Here is a 15,698-nt window from a genome sequence, read left to right on the forward strand (position 1 = left end):
CAATCGCGACTACTCCGAGTGCGCCCCGGCCCCGGCGCCGGCCTCCCCCTCGCCGACCCAGACGGTCTTGGTGTTGCAGAACTCCCGCATGCCCACGGCGGACAGCTCGCGCCCGTACCCGGAGTTCCGCACCCCGCCGAAGGGCAGCTCCGGGTAGGACGTGGTCATGCCGTTGATGAAGACGTTGCCGGCGTCCAGGTCCACGGCGAAGCGCTCCTGCTCGGCCGGGTCGTCGGTCCACGCGTTGGAGCCGAGGCCGAAGTTGGTGCCGTTGGCGATCTCGATTGCCTCCTCGTAGGAGTCGGCCCGGTAGAGGCCGGCGACCGGCCCGAACACCTCCTCGGACCACATGCGCATCCCCGGCCGCAGGTCGGTGACCACGGTCGGCGGGTAGTACCAGCCGTCGCCGGACGGCTTCTCGCCGCCGCACAGCACGGTGGCGCCGTTGTCGACCGCGTCCTGCACCTGGGCGTGGATCTCGTCCCGGCCGCCCTCGCTGGCCAGTGGGCCGACGTCGGTGTTCTCGTCCATCGGGTCGCCGACCCGCAGCGCCGACATCCGGGCGGCGAACTTCTCGGCGAAGGCGTCGAAGACGTCGGTGTGCACGATGAACCGCTTGGCGGCGATGCAGGACTGGCCGTTGTTCTGGCAGCGGGCCGTGGTGGCCACCTCCGCCGCCTTGTCCAGGTCGGCCGAGGGCATCACCACGAACGGGTCGCTGCCGCCCAGCTCCAGCACGGTCTTCTTGAGCTCCCGGCCGGCGATCTGGGCGATCGAGCGGCCGGCGCCCTCGCTGCCGGTGAGCGTGGCGGCCCGGACCCGGGGGTCGCTGAGGATCCGGTCCACCTTCTCGGAGCCGACGAGCAGGGTGGTGAAGGCGCCCTCCGGGAAGCCGGCCCGGCGGAACAGCTCCTCCAGGTAGAGAGCGGTCTGCGGGACGTTGGAGGCGTGCTTGAGCAGCCCGGTGTTGCCGGCCATGAGGGCCGGCGCGGCGAACCGCATCACCTGCCAGAGCGGGAAGTTCCACGGCATGACGGCCAGCACCGGGCCGAGCGGCTGGTAGCGGACGTACGCCCGCCTGGCCTTGACCGCGGCGGCGTCGGCGGGCTCGTCGGCGAGCATCTTCGGGGCGTTGTCGGCGTAGAAGCGGCAGGCCGTGGCGCACTTGGTCACCTCGGCCTTCGCCGCGGCGTAGGTCTTGCCCATCTCGGTGGTCATCAGCCGGGCGGTCTCGTCCCGCTCGGCCTCCAGCAGGTCGGCGGCGGCGATCATCCACCGGCCGCGCTCGGCGATCGTCGTGCCGTGCAGCTGGTGGAAGGCCAGGTCGGCGCGCTCGATCGCCGCGTCGATCTGCTCGTCCGACATGGGGTCGTACGTCTTGAGCACCTGTCCGGTGGCGGGATTGGTGGTGGCGATGGGCATGTCGTACTCCTGTCACTCGAACAGCGAGTGCCGCACGCCCGGCTCCTCGCGGCGGCGCGCGGCGCGGCGGCGCTGGATGACGACCAGGTCGACCACGGCCACCACGGCGAGGATCGCGCAGACGACGCCCAGCCAGGTCACGCCGGCGGCGAACGCGAGCACCGCGAAGACGGTCATGACGACGAGGCCGAAGAGGGCGAGGGCGAGCCGCAGGTTCAGCGCGCTGTACGCGTGGCCGACCGTGCCGCGGGCACGGCGGGGCTGTGATCGCGTCATTCCCCCGGGCTACCCCGGCACGGCCCGGCCTAACCAGGTCCCCCGGTCGTAACACGCCGATGTGAACGACGATCGTCGATGCCGGAAAGGCGACAGTGCCCCCGTCCGGACGGCCGAGGCGCATAGGGTCGACACGCCGCTTCTGCCGCCGGACGGGGGAGGGTATGCCTCGACGTTGGATCGCGACGCTGGCCTGCCTCGCGGCGCTGGTCGCGCTGGCCTGCGACGGCTCGGGCTCGGCGTCGCCCCGCCCGTCGGGCTCCGCGCCCGCGGGCACGGCGACGGTGCTGACCGCGCTCGGCGACTCGATCACCAGCGGCTTCGGCTCCTGCCTGGTGCTGGTGAGCTGCGAACGCAACTCCTGGTCCAGCGGGGACGGCCTGCGGGTGCGCAGCCTCTACCGGCGGCTGCACGAGGACAACCCGGCGCTGCGGGCCCACAACCGGGCGGTGCCGGGCGCCCGCGCGTCCGGCCTCACCGACCAGGCCCGGGCGGCGGTACGCGACCGGGCCGATCTGGTCACGGTGCTGATCGGGGCGAACGACGCCTGCCGGAACGACATCGACGACATGACCGCACCGGCCACCTTCCGGGGGCAGGTCGAGGCGGCGCTGGCGGTGCTGCGCCGGGGCCGGCCGAAGGCCCGGGTGCTGGTGGCGAGCCTGCCCGACCTGCACCGGCTGTGGGAGCTCGGGCACACCGAGCCCCGCGCGGTGCGGGCCTGGTCACGCGGCGTCTGCCCGGCCCTGCTGGCCGACGCCGCGTCGACCGCGCCGGCCGCGGCCGCCCGCCGGGTCCGGTTCCGGGAGCGGATCGACGCCTACGACGCGCAGCTGCGCGCCGCCTGCCGCGCCTACGGGTCGCGCTGCCGCTGGGACGGCGGCGCGGTGCACCGGACCAGGTTCGGCCTGGACGAGGTGAACGCGCTGGACTGGTTCCACCCGAACGCCGCCGGCCAGGACCGGCTCGCCGACGTCACGTGGGACGCCGCCGGCTGGGCGGACTGACCGGCCGGCGGACCGCGCCGACCGCCGCGGGCCGGTGCCGGCGCCCGGCGGTCAGGGCCGGCGCGGGCCGGGGAGCTGGCGCGGGCCGCCCCGGTAGAGGGCACGGGCCCGGTCGGCGAGGTCCCGGGTGGCGGACGAGTTGGCCCAGGTGCCGAGGATGATTGCGGCGCCGGGGATCACCTTGGCGAACATCCGCTTGGCGGCGCGCACCCCGGCCATCCGGGCCAGCCGGACGCCGAGCTGGAGCATCACCCGGCCGAGCGGGCGCTGCCCGCCCATGCCGAACAGCGCGCCGGCCCGTTCCCGGCCGGCGGCCACCCCGAGGGCGAGGCGGGCGCTCTCGGCGACCTTGTGCACCCGCTGGAGCACGAGCAGGTCGGTGGCCCGGTCGGGGTGGACCGGATCGACCCCGTACGCGGCGGCCACGTGCAGCACGAGCCGGGCCTGGGTCCACGCCAGCACGCCCACGTCGATCACCGCGCCGGGCAGCCCGGCCGCGCCGGAGACCGCGCCGGAGAGCCGGGCGTGGTTGACGAACTTGCGCACCGCCTGGTCGGCCAGCTCGTCGGCGGGGACGTCCGGATGCTGCGCCCGCTCCCGCTCGGCCCACTGCGCCGCCTCCGGCCCGAGCCGGCGCACCGCCTCCAGGGCCAGGTGCTCCGGCGCGTACTGCGGGTCGTCCCGCATCCGGTCCCAGAGCCGGGCCGGAGGCGCCTCGGGCGCCTCCACCGGCGCGACCGGCTTCGGGGGGAGGGTGGGTTCGCCGTCGACGGGGGCGGAGTCGGTCACGAGGGGGCTCCCGGGGGTCGTTGCTGCGGGGGCGGAGCGGTCAGCGTCGGCGGGACGACAACCGGGTGGCGAGCTGCTTGAGTTTCGCCTGGTTCTCCGGCTTGGCCAGCTCGCGCCGGCCGCGGTCGACCAGCTGCTGACCGCGGGGCGATCGCAGGAAGGCGGTGAGTCGTTGCACCAGCGCCATGACATCCTCCTGTCCGCGGCCCCCCTCATGTTGTACCCGGGACCGGCAAGTCCCTGGTACCCGGGCCGGCCCTGCGGCAACCCCGGCGGAGCGTCAGCCCAGGATCTCCTTGACCACCGTGTTGGCGCGCCACTCGTGCTGGGCGTACGCGTCGGGGAACGCGGAGACCTGGACGGCCTGGGCCGCGACGGTGAGCGGCAGGTCCTGCCAGCCGGGGATCTCCTCCAGGGCGGAGAGGAACGCCTTGGTGGCGTACTCCGGGTCCATCAGCTCCTCGACGGTGCCCCAGCCGCTGCTCGGCCGCTGCTGGAACAGCCCGACCGAGTCGTGGTCCCAGCCGATGGCCTGGTGCGGGTAGTTCTGCGACTCGGGCAGCACGGCGCTGGCGTAGTTGAGCAGGGTGCTCTCCTGCATGGCGGTGGCCACCGCGATGACCAGGCCCCGGCGCGGCACACCCATCTCCCGGCCGGCCTGCACGATCTTCTTGGCGTTGTTCATCTGGGTCTGGTCCAGGCCGGCGACCGGGACGATCCGGCGCGGCTTGGGCTTCGCCTTGGGCTTCGGCTTCGTGGTCGCCGACGGGCTGGCCGAGGGGGCGGCGCCGGGGGTGGCCGGGGCGGTGCTCTCCCGGGTCAGGCCGCGGGAGGCGGCGTCGACGGCCGCGCGCTGGGCGACCTCGGCCGAGGCTGCGGGGTTCGGGGTGTCACCGGCCGGGCGGGCGCCGATCTGGCTGAAGCCGCCGACCAGGCCGAGGCAGCAGACCGCGCCGGTGGCCATGGCCATCTTCGTCCGGCCGGGCCGGGCGGCGAGGGGGTTCATCAGGGCGGTGAAGCGGGTACGCAGGGAACCGCGGGCAGTGGATGCCTCCGCGCAAGCGGTCAACTGATCGGTCGAGGGGGTATCGTCCGAACGGTCAGCCGAGCCGTCGAGGCCGTACTGGTCGTCGAGGGTGCCGTCGTCACGCATTCGACGAGGCTAGACAGGGCAAACCGGGATCACCCAGGCCCATCGGGTGGCCCTCGCCACACTCTGCGCCCGCGAAACCGGACAGCCGCCGCCGCCCCGGGCCGGCCCGTGACGGACCTCGCGACCCGGGAAAACCTCCGGTGTGGCGCGGGTCGCACCGCCCCGGGCAGGAACCTCGCAGCCTCCCCGGGCCCGCCCAGTGATCGACTAACTCGTCCTTTCGGTGGACCCGCACCCGGACCGGGAGGAGGAGCGATCCCGTGCCGTCGCCGAATTGTGATCATCGGTCGGCCCGTAACGGAATGGACCACGGCGGCCGGTACGTTGGCCGAACGGGGTGCCCCGTACGCGCGGCCCACCCCGTACGCGTCGACAGGAAGGTCCGAACCGGTGCTCGACCCACACGAGCTCTACGAACTCACCGACGATCTGCCCGATCTCGGCCAACCGGTGCTGATCCAGGCCCTCACCGGTTTCGTCGACGCCGGCAGCGCCACCCGGCTGGCCCGGGAGCAGCTGCTCACCTCCCTGGAGGCGCGGCCCATCGCCCGTTTCGACGTCGATCAGCTCTTCGACTACCGCTCCCGCCGGCCGGTGATGACCTTCGTCGAGGACCACTGGGCCGACTACGAGGCCCCCGCGCTGGAGCTGCACCTGCTGCACGACGACGACGAGACCCCGTTCCTGCTGCTCACCGGCCCCGAGCCGGACGTCCAGTGGGAACGTTTCGTGGCCGCGGTGGCCGCGCTGTCCGCGCGGCTCGAGGTCCGGCTCACCGTCGGGCTCAACTCGATCCCCATGGCCGTCCCGCACACCCGGCCCACCGGCGTCACCGCGCACGCCACCCGGCGCGAGCTGATCTCCGGGTACGAGCCCTGGCTCCAGAAGGTCCAGGTGCCCGCCGGCGTGGGTCACCTGCTGGAGTACCGCCTGGGCGAGCGGGGTCGCGACGCCCTCGGCTTCGCCGCGCACGTGCCGCACTACGTCGCCCAGACCGAGTACCCGGCCGCCGCCGAGGCGCTGCTCGCCGCGGTGTCCCGCAGCACCGGGCTGCTGCTGCCCCGCGACGGCCTGCGCGCCGCCGCCGAGGTGGTGCGGGTGGAGATCGACCGCCAGGTGGCCCAGACCGAGGAGGCGGCCACCCTGGTCCAGGCCCTGGAGGAGCAGTACGACGCGTTCGCCCGCGGGCGCGGCGAGAAGAGCCTGCTCGCCCCGGAGACCGGTCCGCTGCCCACCGCCGACGAGCTGGGCGCCGAGCTGGAGCGCTTCCTCGCCGAGCAGACCCGGCCCGGGGACACCCCGGAACGCTGACCGGCGGCCGGGGCGGGGCGGCACCCCGGGAGACGACGGCGCGACACCCCGCGGGCTGACCCGGCGGGGTGACCGCCGATGCGGCAGGCTGGAGACATGCGCCTGGCGACCTGGAACGTCAACTCGGTGAAGGCCCGCCTCCCCCGCCTGCTCGACTGGCTGGCCACCACGAAGCCCGACGTCGTCTGCCTGCAGGAGACCAAGTGCCCCGACGGGGCCTTCCCGGTCGCCGAGGTGGGCGAGCTGGGCTACGAGGCGGCCAGCCACAGCGACGGCCGGTGGAACGGGGTGGCCATCCTGTCCCGCGTGGGGCTGGCCGACGTGGCGGTCGGCTTCCCCGGCGAGCCGGGCTTCCCCCTGCCGGAGGCCCGGGCCATCTCGGCCACCTGCGCCGGCCTGCGGGTCTGGTCGGTGTACGTGCCGAACGGCCGCTCCCCCGACGACCCGCACTACGCGTACAAACTGGCCTGGTTCGCCGCGCTGCGCGACGCCCTGGAGCCGGAGGTGGCCGGCGGGCTGCCCGTCGCCGTCTGCGGGGACTTCAACGTCGCACCGACCGACGCCGACGTCTGGGACCCGAAGCTCTTCGTCACCTCGACCCACGTCACCCCGGCCGAGCGGGCCGCCCTGGCCGCGCTGCGCGACCTCGGCCTCAGCGACGTGGTGCCGACGCCCATGAAGGGGCCGCACCCCTACACCTACTGGGACTACCGGGCCGGCATGTTCCACCAGAACAAGGGCATGCGGATCGACCTGGTCTACGCCACGGCGCCGTTCGCCCGCGCGGTCACCTCCGCGTACGTGGACCGGGAGGCCCGCAAGGGCAAGGGCCCCTCCGACCACGCCCCGATCGTCGTCGACGCCGACCTGGTGCCGGCCGTCGAGACGTTCTGACCGGGCTCGTAGGGTGGAGGGCATGGCAGTCGTGAAGATCAACGCGATCGACGTCCCGCCGGGCGCCGGCGAGGAGCTGGAGAAGCGGTTCGCGGCCCGGGCCGGTGCGGTGCAGAACTCCCCCGGCTTCCTCGGCTTCGAGCTGCTCCGCCCGGTCGGCGGGGAGAGTCGCTACTTCGTCTACACCCGCTGGGAGACCGAGGAGGCCTACCAGGCGTGGGCGCAGGGGCCGTCCCGGGCCGCGCACGCCGGCGGCCAGGGCGGCGAGGCGCGCAAGCCGGTGTCCACCGGCGCCACGCTGCTGGAGTTCGAGGTCGTCCAGCAGGTCCCCGCCAAGAGCTGAACCCTCTGACTGCTCCAGAGGCGGCCGCGGATGCACCGCGCCGCTCGCCGCTCCCTCGCCAGCGCCTAGGAACTTGATGTCGCAGGTGAATCAGCCCGGCACGTGAACCAGCCCGGCACGTGAACCAGCCCGGCACGTGAATCAGCCCGGCACCGTGGTTCAGTGCGGCACCGATGCCGCCAAGAGTGACTCGTCTACGTCATCACGTTCGTAGCGGCTCCTGGACCACCGCCGACCCGAGGCGCCGCGGGTCGCGGGGCCGGTGTGTGCCGCCAAGAGTGACTCGCTGACGTCATCAAGTTCGTAGCGGCTCGTGGACCATCGCCGACCCGTCCAGGCGACGCCGGTCGCGGGCGGCCGGCGCGCGAGGCCCACGGCGTCAGGGGTTGCGGGTGTCGAGGAGCGAGGCGAAGGCGATTACGTTGTCCTGGTAGCCGGTGTGGCCGCCCACCCACTCGCCGCCGCAGGTGATCAGCCGCAGCTCGGCCGGCCCGGCGTCGCCGTACACCCGGTCGGCGGGGAGGTTCGCCTTGTCGAAGTACTCGACGGTGTCGACCTTGAAGGTGACCACGCTGCGGTCCGCCCGGGTCACCTCGATCCGGTCCCCCGGCTTCAGGTCGTGCAGCCGGTAGAAGACCGCCGGCCCGCTCTTGGTGTCCACGTGCCCGACGATGATCGCCCGGCCCGGGTCGCCGGGCACCGCCCCGCGGTCGTACCAGCCGGTCTGGTGGTGCTGGGTCAGTGGCGGGACCGCGATCGAGCCGTCCCGGGCCTGACCGACCGGGGTGACCGGAGCGCTGATCTTGATGGCCGGCACGGCGAGGCGGACCGGGAGGCTGGTCGGCTCCCGCGCCCGGGTCGGCTCGGCGGTGCGGTGGCTCGACCCGGTCGCCGCGTCGGCCCAGTCGAACGGCCCGGCGGTCCGGCCCAGCCCGGCGCCGGTGGCGAAGACCCCGACCAGCACGAGCAGCACGGCGAGCGGCACCGACCAGGGGCTCCGGCCGGTGGCCCGGGGGCGGGGCTGGGGGCTGGGGTTCGCGGCCATGGCGGGGCTCAGCGCCGGGCGGCGCCACGGAGGGTACGGGGCTGCCGGCGGGACGCGGCCACGCCGACCACCGCGCCGGCCACGGTCAGCGCCAGCCCGACCGGCACCAGCAGCCCACCGCCGAACCCGCCGCCGGCCGTGCCGCCGAAGCCGGTCGCCGGTCCGCGGCTGGGCTGCACCCGCTTGACGACCTGGAGCATGGTGGACGCCGTCTGCCCGCTGGGGCACTCCAGCTTCACCCGGTAGTTGCCGGGGCGGGTGCGGTCGCGAACCATCGGCGAGGCGGTGAGCAGGCCGCGCTGCGGCTGCACCTGGACCCGGCCGAACGCGTCGGACACCACGGTGGCCGGCACCGAGTTGTCCCGGCAGCTCGCCCGGATGCCGACCAGGAAGCCGGCCTCGACGGTGCTCGGCGTGACCTCGACGAAGATGAGGTCGGCGGGTGGCTGCGTGCCGGGCTGGCCGGGCACGGGCTCGGCGGCGGGGGCGGCCGCTCGCACCGTCGCCGCGGCGGGCCGCGGGGCGGCCTGGGCGGGCAGCGCGCCGACCAGCGGGGCGGTGCACGCGGCGGCCGCGACCAGCAGCGCCGCACGTCCCGTGACTGACACCATGCCCCCTCCCGGCGTCGGGCTCGGGCGGCGGGCCACCCGTCCTGCCGTACGGGATGAATCCTCTCACCCCGGGCCGCCCATCACATCCGATCCGCTCCGGCGGTCGCGTACGCTCGGGTCGCTGTGACCTCCACCGACTTCAGCGCCGCGCCGCCGGCCCACGCCGCCCGCATCCGCACCTTCCACCCGCGTCGCGGGCGGATGAGCGACCGGCAGCGCGACGCGCTGGCCCGGCTCTGGCCCGCGTACGGCCTGGAGATCGACGACCTGGACGGGCCGTGCGATCCGGCGGCGCTGTTCGGACGGCGGGCGCCGCTGGTGCTGGAGATCGGTTCCGGCATGGGCGACGCCACCGCGGCGATGGCGGCCGCCGATTCGGAACGACACTATCTGGCGGTTGAGGTGCACACGCCCGGAATCGCCAACCTGCTCGACCTGGTCGAACGGCACGGCCTGGACAACGTGCGGGTGGCCAAGGGCGACGCGCTGGACCTGGTGCGGGCCATGCCGGAGGGCTGCCTGGACGCGGTGCACGTCTTCTTCCCCGACCCGTGGCCGAAGGCCCGGCACCACAAGCGGCGGATCATCCAGCCGGGGCACGTGGCGCTGCTGCGCTCCCGGCTGGCCCCCGGCGGGACGCTGCACTGCGCGACAGACTGGGCCGAGTACGCCGGGTCGATGCGGGAGACGCTGACCGCCGACCCGGAGCTGGTCGACGTGCACGGCGGCTTCGCGCCCCGCCCGGCACACCGGCCGGTGACCAAGTTCGAGCGCCGGGCGCTGACCGCCGGGCGGGAAATCTTCGACCTGGTCCACCGGCGGCGCTGAACCCGGTTGGCGCGACGGCCCATGATCCAGGCACGATGGGAGCCGCCATGACTCTCACCGCCGCGCTGCCGAAGAGCGCCGACCCCGACACCCTCTACGACGCGTTCGCCGGCTGGGCGTCCGAGCGCGGCCTCGACCTCTACCCCCACCAGGAGGAGGCGGTCATCGAGATCGTCTCCGGCGCGAACGTGATCATGAATACGCCGACCGGCTCGGGCAAGAGCCTGGTGGCGATCGCGGCGCACTTCGCCGCGCTGGCCGACGACCGGACCACCTTCTACACCGCGCCGATCAAGGCGCTGGTCTCGGAGAAGTTCTTCGCCCTCTGCGAGGTCTTCGGCGCGGAGAACGTCGGCATGCTCACCGGCGACGCCAGCGTCAACGCCGACGCCCCGATCATCTGCTGCACCGCGGAGATCCTGGCGAACCTGGCGCTGCGCGAGGGCGCCCGGGCCGACGTCGGCCAGGTGGTCATGGACGAGTTCCACTTCTACGCCGAGCCGGACCGGGGCTGGGCGTGGCAGGTGCCGATCATCGAGCTGCCGCAGGCCCAGTTCGTCCTGATGTCCGCGACGCTCGGCGACACCACCCGCTTCGTGGACGACCTCACCCGGCGCACCGGGCGGCCGACCGCCGTCGTCCGCTCGGCCGAGCGGCCGGTCCCGCTCCTCTTCTCGTACGCGACGACGCCGCTGCACGAGACCCTGGAGGAACTGCTGGCCACCAAGCAGGCCCCGGTCTACGTCGTGCACTTCACCCAGGCCGCCGCGCTGGAGCGCGCCCAGGCGCTGATGAGCGTGAACGTCTGCACCCGGGCCGAGAAGGACATGATCGCCCAGGCGATCGGGAACTTCCGGTTCACCTCGGGCTTCGGCAGGACACTGTCCCGGCTGGTCCGGCACGGCATCGGCGTGCACCACGCCGGCATGCTGCCCAAGTACCGCCGCCTCGTGGAGACCCTGGCCCAGGCCGGGCTGCTCAAGGTCATCTGCGGCACCGACACCCTCGGCGTCGGCATCAACGTGCCGATCCGCACCGTGCTCTTCACCGGCCTGTCGAAGTACGACGGCACCCGGACCCGGCTGCTGAAGGCCCGCGAGTTCCACCAGATCGCCGGCCGGGCCGGGCGGGCCGGCTTCGACACCCTGGGCCGGGTCGTGGTGCAGGCCCCCGAGCACGTCATCGAGAACGAGAAGGCCCTCGCCAAGGCGGGCGACGACCCGAAGAAGCGCCGCAAGGTGGTCAAGAAGAAGCCGCCGGAGGGCTCCATCGGCTGGGGCGAGCCGACCTTCCAGCGCCTGGTCGAGGCCGAGCCGGAGCCGCTGACCTCCAGCTTCCAGGTCAGCCACTCGATGCTGCTCAACGTCATCGGCCGCCCCGGCGACGCGTTCACCTCGATGCGGCACCTGCTCACCGACAACCACGAGGACCCGGCCGCCCAGCGCCGGCACATCCGCCGGGCCATCGCCATCTACCGGGCGCTGCGGGCCGGCGGCGTGGTCGAGGAGCTGCCCGAGCCGGACGAGCAGGGCCGCCGGGTGCGCCTGACCGTCGACCTCCAGCTCGACTTCGCGCTCAACCAGCCGCTGTCCCCGCTCGCCCTGGCCACCGTCGAGCTGCTCGACCGGGAGTCCCCGTCGTACGCGCTGGACGTGCTCAGCGTGATCGAGTCGATCCTGGACGACCCGCGCCAGGTGCTCTCCGCGCAGCAGTTCAAGGCCCGCGGCGAGGCGGTCGCCGCCATGAAGGCCGAGGGCATCGAGTACGAGGCCCGGCTGGAACTCCTCGACGAGGTGACCTGGCCGAAGCCCCTCGCCGAGCTGCTGGAGTCGGCGTACGAGATGTACCGGCAGGGCCACCCGTGGGTCGCCGACCACCAGCTCTCCCCCAAGTCGGTGGTCCGGGACATGTACGAGCGGGCCATGACCTTCACCGAGTACGTCCAGTTCTACGGCCTGTCCCGCTCCGAGGGCCTGGTGCTGCGCTACCTCGCGGACGCGTACAAGACCCTGCGGCAGACCGTCCCCGAGGACGCCAAGACCGAGGAGCTGGTCGACCTCATCGAGTGGCTGGGCGAACTGGTCCGCCAGGTCGACTCCAGCCTCATCGACGAGTGGGAGCGGCTGCGCAACCCGGCCGACGTGGCGGAGGTGGCCGCCTCGCTGGACGACCGGCCGCCGGCGGTCACCCGCAACGCCCGGGCGTTCCGGGTGCTGGTGCGCAACGCGCTGTTCCGCCGGGTCGAGCTGGCCGCGTTGCGCCGCTGGGACCTGCTGGGCGAGCTGGACGCCGAGCACGGCTGGCACGCGGACGCGTGGGCGGACGCGCTGGAGCCGTACTTCGAGGCGTACGACTCGATCGGGGTGGGGCCGGACGCGCGCGGGCCGGCGCTGCTGATGATCGAGCAGGGCCGGGAGCGGTGGACCGTCCGCCAGATCCTGGACGACCCGGAGGGCGACCACGACTGGGGCATCAGCGCCGAGATCGACCTCGCGGCCTCCGACGAGGCGGGCGCCGCGGTCGTCCGGATCACCGACGTCGGACAGCTGTAGGACTACGCGAAAAAGGGCCGCCCGGGATGTCCGGGCGGCCCTTTTCGCACCCTGGGCGATGTCAGGGTCGTCGATTAGAATGTATGTACTAATCGAGCTTTTGACCTGGGAGGATGCTCGTGACCGCGCCCACCTCCGCCGCCCCCGTCACCCCCTACGCCACCCTCCTCGGGTTCACCCGCTACGTGGACCGCACCGGGCCCACCAAGGCCACCTTCGTGGGCGGCCTGCGCAAGCAGCGGGCGAGCCGGCACGGCTTCAACCCGCACGGCCAGTTCGTCAAGGCGCTCAAGGCCGACGTCGCCTTCCACACCGGTGGCACCCACCTGGCCCAGGTGGCCGACCTGGTCAAGCCGCGCTGGCGCCCGCTCTACGAGGCGCTGGTGCCCGGGGCGACCACCTGGCTGCACTCGCTCGGCGAGCCGGCCGGCGTCGACCTGGCCCAGACCCGCGACGCCCTCGCGATGCTGGGCGACCTACCCGTGAAGATCAACCCGCAGTTCGGGGTGCGCTACGCCGACGGTCGCGCCGAGGCGATCCGGCTGCACTTCGACGAGGCCCCGCCGAGCGAGGAGACCACCCTGGCGACCCTGCACCTGATGGCCCGGCACATGGACGCGGTCCTGCCGCACGCCGAGCCGGTGCTGGTCGACGTCCGGCGCGGCGAGTCCCACCGGATGCCGGCCGACGTCAAGCCGGAGCAGGTCGAGCAGTGGCTGGCGGGTGAGGCCGCGGCCTTCCGCGCCATCTGGTCCACCGCCGCCTGACCCCGGCCCGCCCCGACGAGCGGCCGCCCCTCCCCGGGCGGCCGCTCGTTCGTGTCCGCGGGTGGTCGACCAAAATGGTCAGCCCGGATGATCCCGTCTCCAAGCAGTTTCTCCCTCTTTCGGGAAGATGAGGGGCATATGTGAGCAGTTGTCGGGAAGCTGAACTCATGAGAGTTCCTCAGCGTGCGCCCGCCGCGTGCCGGCATGGCCCGCTGACGGTCCGGCGAGACGCCGGGCCGGCAATCCGCCGGCAACGGCACCCGTGAATCCGAGGAGATCTGATGTTCACGCACATGAAGGACCTGCAGTTCGAGGCGAAGCCGGACGGGCCGGACGCCGCGTTCGCCCGCCGGCTGCAGGAAATCCTGGGCGGCAAGTGGGGCGAGATGACCGTGGCCAACCAGTACCTGTACCAGGGCTGGAACTGCCGGCTACCCGGAAAGTACAAGGACCTGCTGCTCGACGTCGGCACCGAGGAGATGGGCCACGTCGAGATGATCGCCACGATGATCACCCGGCTGCTGGAGAAAGCGCCGCTGTCGCTCTCGGAGGCCGCCGAGGACAACCCGATGGTCGGCGCCATCTACGGCGGCTCGAACCCGGCGCACTTCATCCACGGCGGCGGTGGCGCGCTGCCCACCGACAGCAACGGCGTGCCCTGGAACGGCAACTTCATCACCGCCAGCGGCAACCTGATGGCCGACTTCCAGCTCAACGTCACCGCCGAGGCCCAGGGCCGGCTCCAGGTCTCCCGCCTGTTCAACATGACCGACGACCCCGGCGTCAAGCAGATGCTCCGCTTCCTGCTGGCCCGCGACACCATGCACCAGAACATGTGGATGGCGGCCATCGAGCAGCTCAAGGAGGACGGCCTGGAGGAGATGCCGGTGCCGGACGCCTTCGAAGACTCGAAGGAGTTCACCAAGGAGTTCAGCTACACGTACCTGGACTTCTCACCGGGACAGGACGCCGCCGAGGGCCGGTGGGCCTCCGGCCCCTCCCCCGACGGCAAGGGCGAGTTCCGCTACGACCACAGCCCGCGGGCGCACGCCCCCGAGCCGGTCCTGCCGCCGGGCGACCCCCGCCTGTACGGCACCAACCCGGGCATGGCCGGCAAGGTCGCCACCAAGGTCAAGAGCAAGCTCACCTGACGCCTCCGGCGCCGGGCCGGTCGGGCGGCCGGCCCGGCACCGCCTGATCCGGGAGGTGACATGTCCACCGCCAACCGCACCAAGCTGGCCGTCTTCGCCCTGCTCACGGTCGGCGCGGCGAGCGCCGGCACGGCCCCGCCGGCGGTCCTCGCCCTCGCTGCCGTCACGGCCCTCATCCCGGTCGCCGACGCGCTCGACCGGAAGCCCGCGGCGCGGCCGGCCCGCCAGCCGGCGCCCGAGCGCGAACCCGTCTGATCCGTCCGCCCGCCGAGGAGCACACAGTGGTCACGAACGACATCACCATCGCGTCACCGCTGCAGACCGCCCGTGCCCGGGGCCGGGTCCGCGGCCGCCTCATCCTGCTCGGGCCGGCCTTCGTCGCCGCGGTCGCCTACGTCGACCCGGGCAACTTCGCCACGAACTCCACCGCCGGCGCGCGCTACGGCTACCTGCTGGTCTGGGTCGTCGTGGCGGCGAACCTGGCCGCCATGCTAGTGCAGACGCTCACCGCCAAGCTCGGCCTGGCGACCGGCCGCAGCCTGCCCGAGCTGTGCCGTGAGCACCTGCCCCGGCCGGTCAACCGGGTCATGTGGGTCCAGGCCGAACTGGTGGCCATGGCCACCGACCTGGCCGAGGTCATCGGCGGCGCCGTCGCCCTCTACCTGCTCTTCGGCATCCCGCTGCTGGCCGGCGGACTGATCGTCGGCGCGGCCGCGTTCGCTGTCCTCGCGTTGCGGGCGCGAGGTTTCCGGGCGTTCGAGATCGCCATCGCCGTGCTGCTCGGCGTGATCGTCCTGGCCTTCGCCGTGAACCTGCTCACCGCGCGGCCCGACGTGCCCGCCGCGGCCGGCGGTCTGCTGCCCCGGATGCAGGGCACCGACAGCATGATGCTGGCCGCCGGCATCCTCGGCGCGACGGTGATGCCGCACGTCATCTACGTGCACTCCGCGCTGACCCCGAACCGCATCCCCGCCGCCGACGAGACCGAGCGGCGGATCGTGGCGAAGGGCCTGCGCACCGACGTGCTGCTCGCCCTGAGCGCCGCCGGCGCGGTCAACCTGGCCATGCTGCTCGTCGCGGCGTCCACCTTCCACGGCAGCGGGATCCCCGGCACCGACACCCTGGAGGGCGTCCACGCCGGTCTGGCCGGCAGCCTCGGCGCGGTGGCGGCGCTCGGCTTCGCGGTGGCACTGCTGCTGTCCGGGCTGGCCTCGACAAGCGTCGGCACCTACGCCGGCGAGGTCATCATGCAGGGCTTCCTGCGCCGCCGCGTACCCCTCGCGGTGCGCCGGCTGGTGACCCTGGTGCCCGCACTGCTGGTGCTCGCCGTCGGCGTCGACCCGACCCGGGCCCTCGTGCTGTCGCAGGTGGTGCTGAGCTTCGGCATCCCGTTCGCGTTGATCCCGGTGGTGGCCTTCACCCGCCGCCGGGACCTCATGGGCAGCCTGGTCAACCGCCCGGCCACCACCGCCGTCGCGTCGGTGATCACCGCCCTCGTGGTGGCGCTCAACCTGTTCCTGCTCTGGCAGTTGGTCGCCTGACCGGCCGG

The 15,698-nt window shown here is 73.4% G+C and carries 17 protein-coding genes; 10 read left to right on the forward strand and 7 right to left on the reverse strand.

The window, feature by feature from the left end; translation table 11 throughout:
* Nucleotides 1-9: 9 nt before the first annotated feature.
* Both ACZ6PY_RS25215 and ACZ6PY_RS25220 read right to left on the reverse strand, forming a co-directional pair.
* Entirely contained in the window at nt 10-1,422 is a 1,413-nt protein-coding gene (locus ACZ6PY_RS25215; protein WP_466075783.1) for an NADP-dependent succinic semialdehyde dehydrogenase, read from the reverse strand.
* Nucleotides 1,423-1,434: 12 nt separating this feature from the next.
* Nucleotides 1,435-1,698 carry a DUF6343 family protein gene (locus ACZ6PY_RS25220; protein WP_313721945.1) on the reverse strand — a complete coding sequence of 88 codons (264 nt, stop codon included), beginning with the start codon at nt 1,696-1,698 and terminating at the stop codon, nt 1,435-1,437.
* A gap of 164 nt (nt 1,699-1,862) precedes the next feature.
* On the opposite strand from ACZ6PY_RS25220, the gene ACZ6PY_RS25225 reads away from it, so the two are divergent.
* Nucleotides 1,863-2,705 carry a GDSL-type esterase/lipase family protein gene (locus tag ACZ6PY_RS25225; RefSeq protein WP_466075786.1) on the forward strand — a complete coding sequence of 281 codons (843 nt, stop codon included), beginning with the start codon at nt 1,863-1,865 and terminating at the stop codon, nt 2,703-2,705.
* Between the two features lie 51 nt (nt 2,706-2,756).
* Here the strand turns inward: ACZ6PY_RS25225 and ACZ6PY_RS25230 are convergent, their stop codons facing one another.
* From ACZ6PY_RS25230 to ACZ6PY_RS25240, 3 genes are all read right to left on the reverse strand, one after another.
* Nucleotides 2,757-3,494 (reverse strand): hypothetical protein, encoded by a 738-nt coding sequence (locus ACZ6PY_RS25230; RefSeq protein ID WP_466075792.1) that lies wholly within the window; start codon nt 3,492-3,494, stop codon nt 2,757-2,759.
* A gap of 40 nt (nt 3,495-3,534) precedes the next feature.
* On the reverse strand, nt 3,535-3,681 hold the full coding sequence (locus tag ACZ6PY_RS25235) for a hypothetical protein (RefSeq protein ID WP_262283711.1): 147 nt from the start codon (nt 3,679-3,681) through the stop codon (nt 3,535-3,537).
* A 93-nt stretch (nt 3,682-3,774) separates the two neighbouring features.
* Nucleotides 3,775-4,647 (reverse strand): peptidase M23, encoded by an 873-nt coding sequence (locus tag ACZ6PY_RS25240; RefSeq protein WP_466075797.1) that lies wholly within the window; start codon nt 4,645-4,647, stop codon nt 3,775-3,777.
* Between the two features lie 390 nt (nt 4,648-5,037).
* On the opposite strand from ACZ6PY_RS25240, the gene ACZ6PY_RS25245 reads away from it, so the two are divergent.
* The 3 genes from ACZ6PY_RS25245 (at nt 5,038) to ACZ6PY_RS25255 (ending at nt 7,195) form a co-directional block, all read left to right on the forward strand.
* On the forward strand, nt 5,038-5,958 hold the full coding sequence (locus tag ACZ6PY_RS25245) for a proteasome assembly chaperone family protein (protein WP_466075804.1): 921 nt from the start codon (nt 5,038-5,040) through the stop codon (nt 5,956-5,958).
* Between the two features lie 96 nt (nt 5,959-6,054).
* Entirely contained in the window at nt 6,055-6,852 is a 798-nt protein-coding gene (locus ACZ6PY_RS25250) for an exodeoxyribonuclease III (RefSeq protein WP_466075811.1), read from the forward strand.
* Between the two features lie 22 nt (nt 6,853-6,874).
* Entirely contained in the window at nt 6,875-7,195 is a 321-nt protein-coding gene (locus ACZ6PY_RS25255; RefSeq protein ID WP_466075813.1) for an antibiotic biosynthesis monooxygenase family protein, read from the forward strand.
* A 379-nt stretch (nt 7,196-7,574) separates the two neighbouring features.
* Here ACZ6PY_RS25255 and ACZ6PY_RS25260 read toward each other — a convergent pair whose 3' ends face one another.
* Both ACZ6PY_RS25260 and ACZ6PY_RS25265 read right to left on the reverse strand, forming a co-directional pair.
* Nucleotides 7,575-8,240, reverse strand: a complete 666-nt coding sequence (locus ACZ6PY_RS25260; RefSeq protein ID WP_466075816.1) for a class F sortase — start codon at nt 8,238-8,240, stop codon at nt 7,575-7,577.
* An 8-nt stretch (nt 8,241-8,248) separates the two neighbouring features.
* Nucleotides 8,249-8,851, reverse strand: a complete 603-nt coding sequence (locus tag ACZ6PY_RS25265) for a hypothetical protein (protein WP_466075819.1) — start codon at nt 8,849-8,851, stop codon at nt 8,249-8,251.
* 123 nt (nt 8,852-8,974) lie between these two features.
* Between ACZ6PY_RS25265 and trmB the strand changes: the two genes are divergently transcribed.
* From trmB to ACZ6PY_RS25295, 6 genes are all read left to right on the forward strand, one after another.
* Nucleotides 8,975-9,679: a tRNA (guanosine(46)-N7)-methyltransferase TrmB gene (gene trmB, locus ACZ6PY_RS25270; protein WP_466075822.1), complete on the forward strand. Its 705-nt coding sequence runs from the start codon at nt 8,975-8,977 to the stop codon at nt 9,677-9,679.
* A gap of 47 nt (nt 9,680-9,726) precedes the next feature.
* The gene (locus ACZ6PY_RS25275) at nt 9,727-12,231 is read left to right on the forward strand and encodes a DEAD/DEAH box helicase (protein ID WP_466075825.1); all 2,505 of its coding nucleotides are present in this window, start codon (nt 9,727-9,729) and stop codon (nt 12,229-12,231) included.
* 119 nt (nt 12,232-12,350) lie between these two features.
* The gene (locus tag ACZ6PY_RS25280) at nt 12,351-12,998 is read left to right on the forward strand and encodes a hypothetical protein (RefSeq protein ID WP_091263986.1); all 648 of its coding nucleotides are present in this window, start codon (nt 12,351-12,353) and stop codon (nt 12,996-12,998) included.
* A 281-nt stretch (nt 12,999-13,279) separates the two neighbouring features.
* Nucleotides 13,280-14,149 carry a manganese catalase gene (locus tag ACZ6PY_RS25285; protein ID WP_466075829.1) on the forward strand — a complete coding sequence of 290 codons (870 nt, stop codon included), beginning with the start codon at nt 13,280-13,282 and terminating at the stop codon, nt 14,147-14,149.
* 60 nt (nt 14,150-14,209) lie between these two features.
* Nucleotides 14,210-14,404, forward strand: a complete 195-nt coding sequence (locus ACZ6PY_RS25290) for a hypothetical protein (RefSeq protein ID WP_466075832.1) — start codon at nt 14,210-14,212, stop codon at nt 14,402-14,404.
* Between the two features lie 26 nt (nt 14,405-14,430).
* Entirely contained in the window at nt 14,431-15,690 is a 1,260-nt protein-coding gene (locus ACZ6PY_RS25295; RefSeq protein WP_466075835.1) for an Nramp family divalent metal transporter, read from the forward strand.
* The last annotated feature ends 8 nt before the right edge of the window (nt 15,691-15,698 follow it).

It is taken from the genome of Micromonospora sp. NPDC048907 (assembly GCF_055586885.1).

Bases quoted from the DNA above. Each gene is read 5' to 3' on its own strand.
- ACZ6PY_RS25215 (WP_466075783.1), bottom strand. From the start codon at position 1,422: ATGCCCATCGCCACCACCAATCCCGCCACCGGACAGGTGCTCAAGACG.
- ACZ6PY_RS25220 (WP_313721945.1), bottom strand. From the start codon at position 1,698: ATGACGCGATCACAGCCCCGCCGTGCCCGCGGCACGGTCGGCCACGCG.
- ACZ6PY_RS25225 (WP_466075786.1), top strand. From the start codon at position 1,863: ATGCCTCGACGTTGGATCGCGACGCTGGCCTGCCTCGCGGCGCTGGTC.
- ACZ6PY_RS25235 (WP_262283711.1), bottom strand. From the start codon at position 3,681: ATGGCGCTGGTGCAACGACTCACCGCCTTCCTGCGATCGCCCCGCGGT.
- ACZ6PY_RS25240 (WP_466075797.1), bottom strand. From the start codon at position 4,647: ATGCGTGACGACGGCACCCTCGACGACCAGTACGGCCTCGACGGCTCG.
- ACZ6PY_RS25250 (WP_466075811.1), top strand. From the start codon at position 6,055: ATGCGCCTGGCGACCTGGAACGTCAACTCGGTGAAGGCCCGCCTCCCC.
- ACZ6PY_RS25255 (WP_466075813.1), top strand. From the start codon at position 6,875: ATGGCAGTCGTGAAGATCAACGCGATCGACGTCCCGCCGGGCGCCGGC.
- ACZ6PY_RS25260 (WP_466075816.1), bottom strand. From the start codon at position 8,240: ATGGCCGCGAACCCCAGCCCCCAGCCCCGCCCCCGGGCCACCGGCCGG.
- ACZ6PY_RS25265 (WP_466075819.1), bottom strand. From the start codon at position 8,851: ATGGTGTCAGTCACGGGACGTGCGGCGCTGCTGGTCGCGGCCGCCGCG.
- ACZ6PY_RS25275 (WP_466075825.1), top strand. From the start codon at position 9,727: ATGACTCTCACCGCCGCGCTGCCGAAGAGCGCCGACCCCGACACCCTC.
- ACZ6PY_RS25285 (WP_466075829.1), top strand. From the start codon at position 13,280: ATGTTCACGCACATGAAGGACCTGCAGTTCGAGGCGAAGCCGGACGGG.
- ACZ6PY_RS25290 (WP_466075832.1), top strand. From the start codon at position 14,210: ATGTCCACCGCCAACCGCACCAAGCTGGCCGTCTTCGCCCTGCTCACG.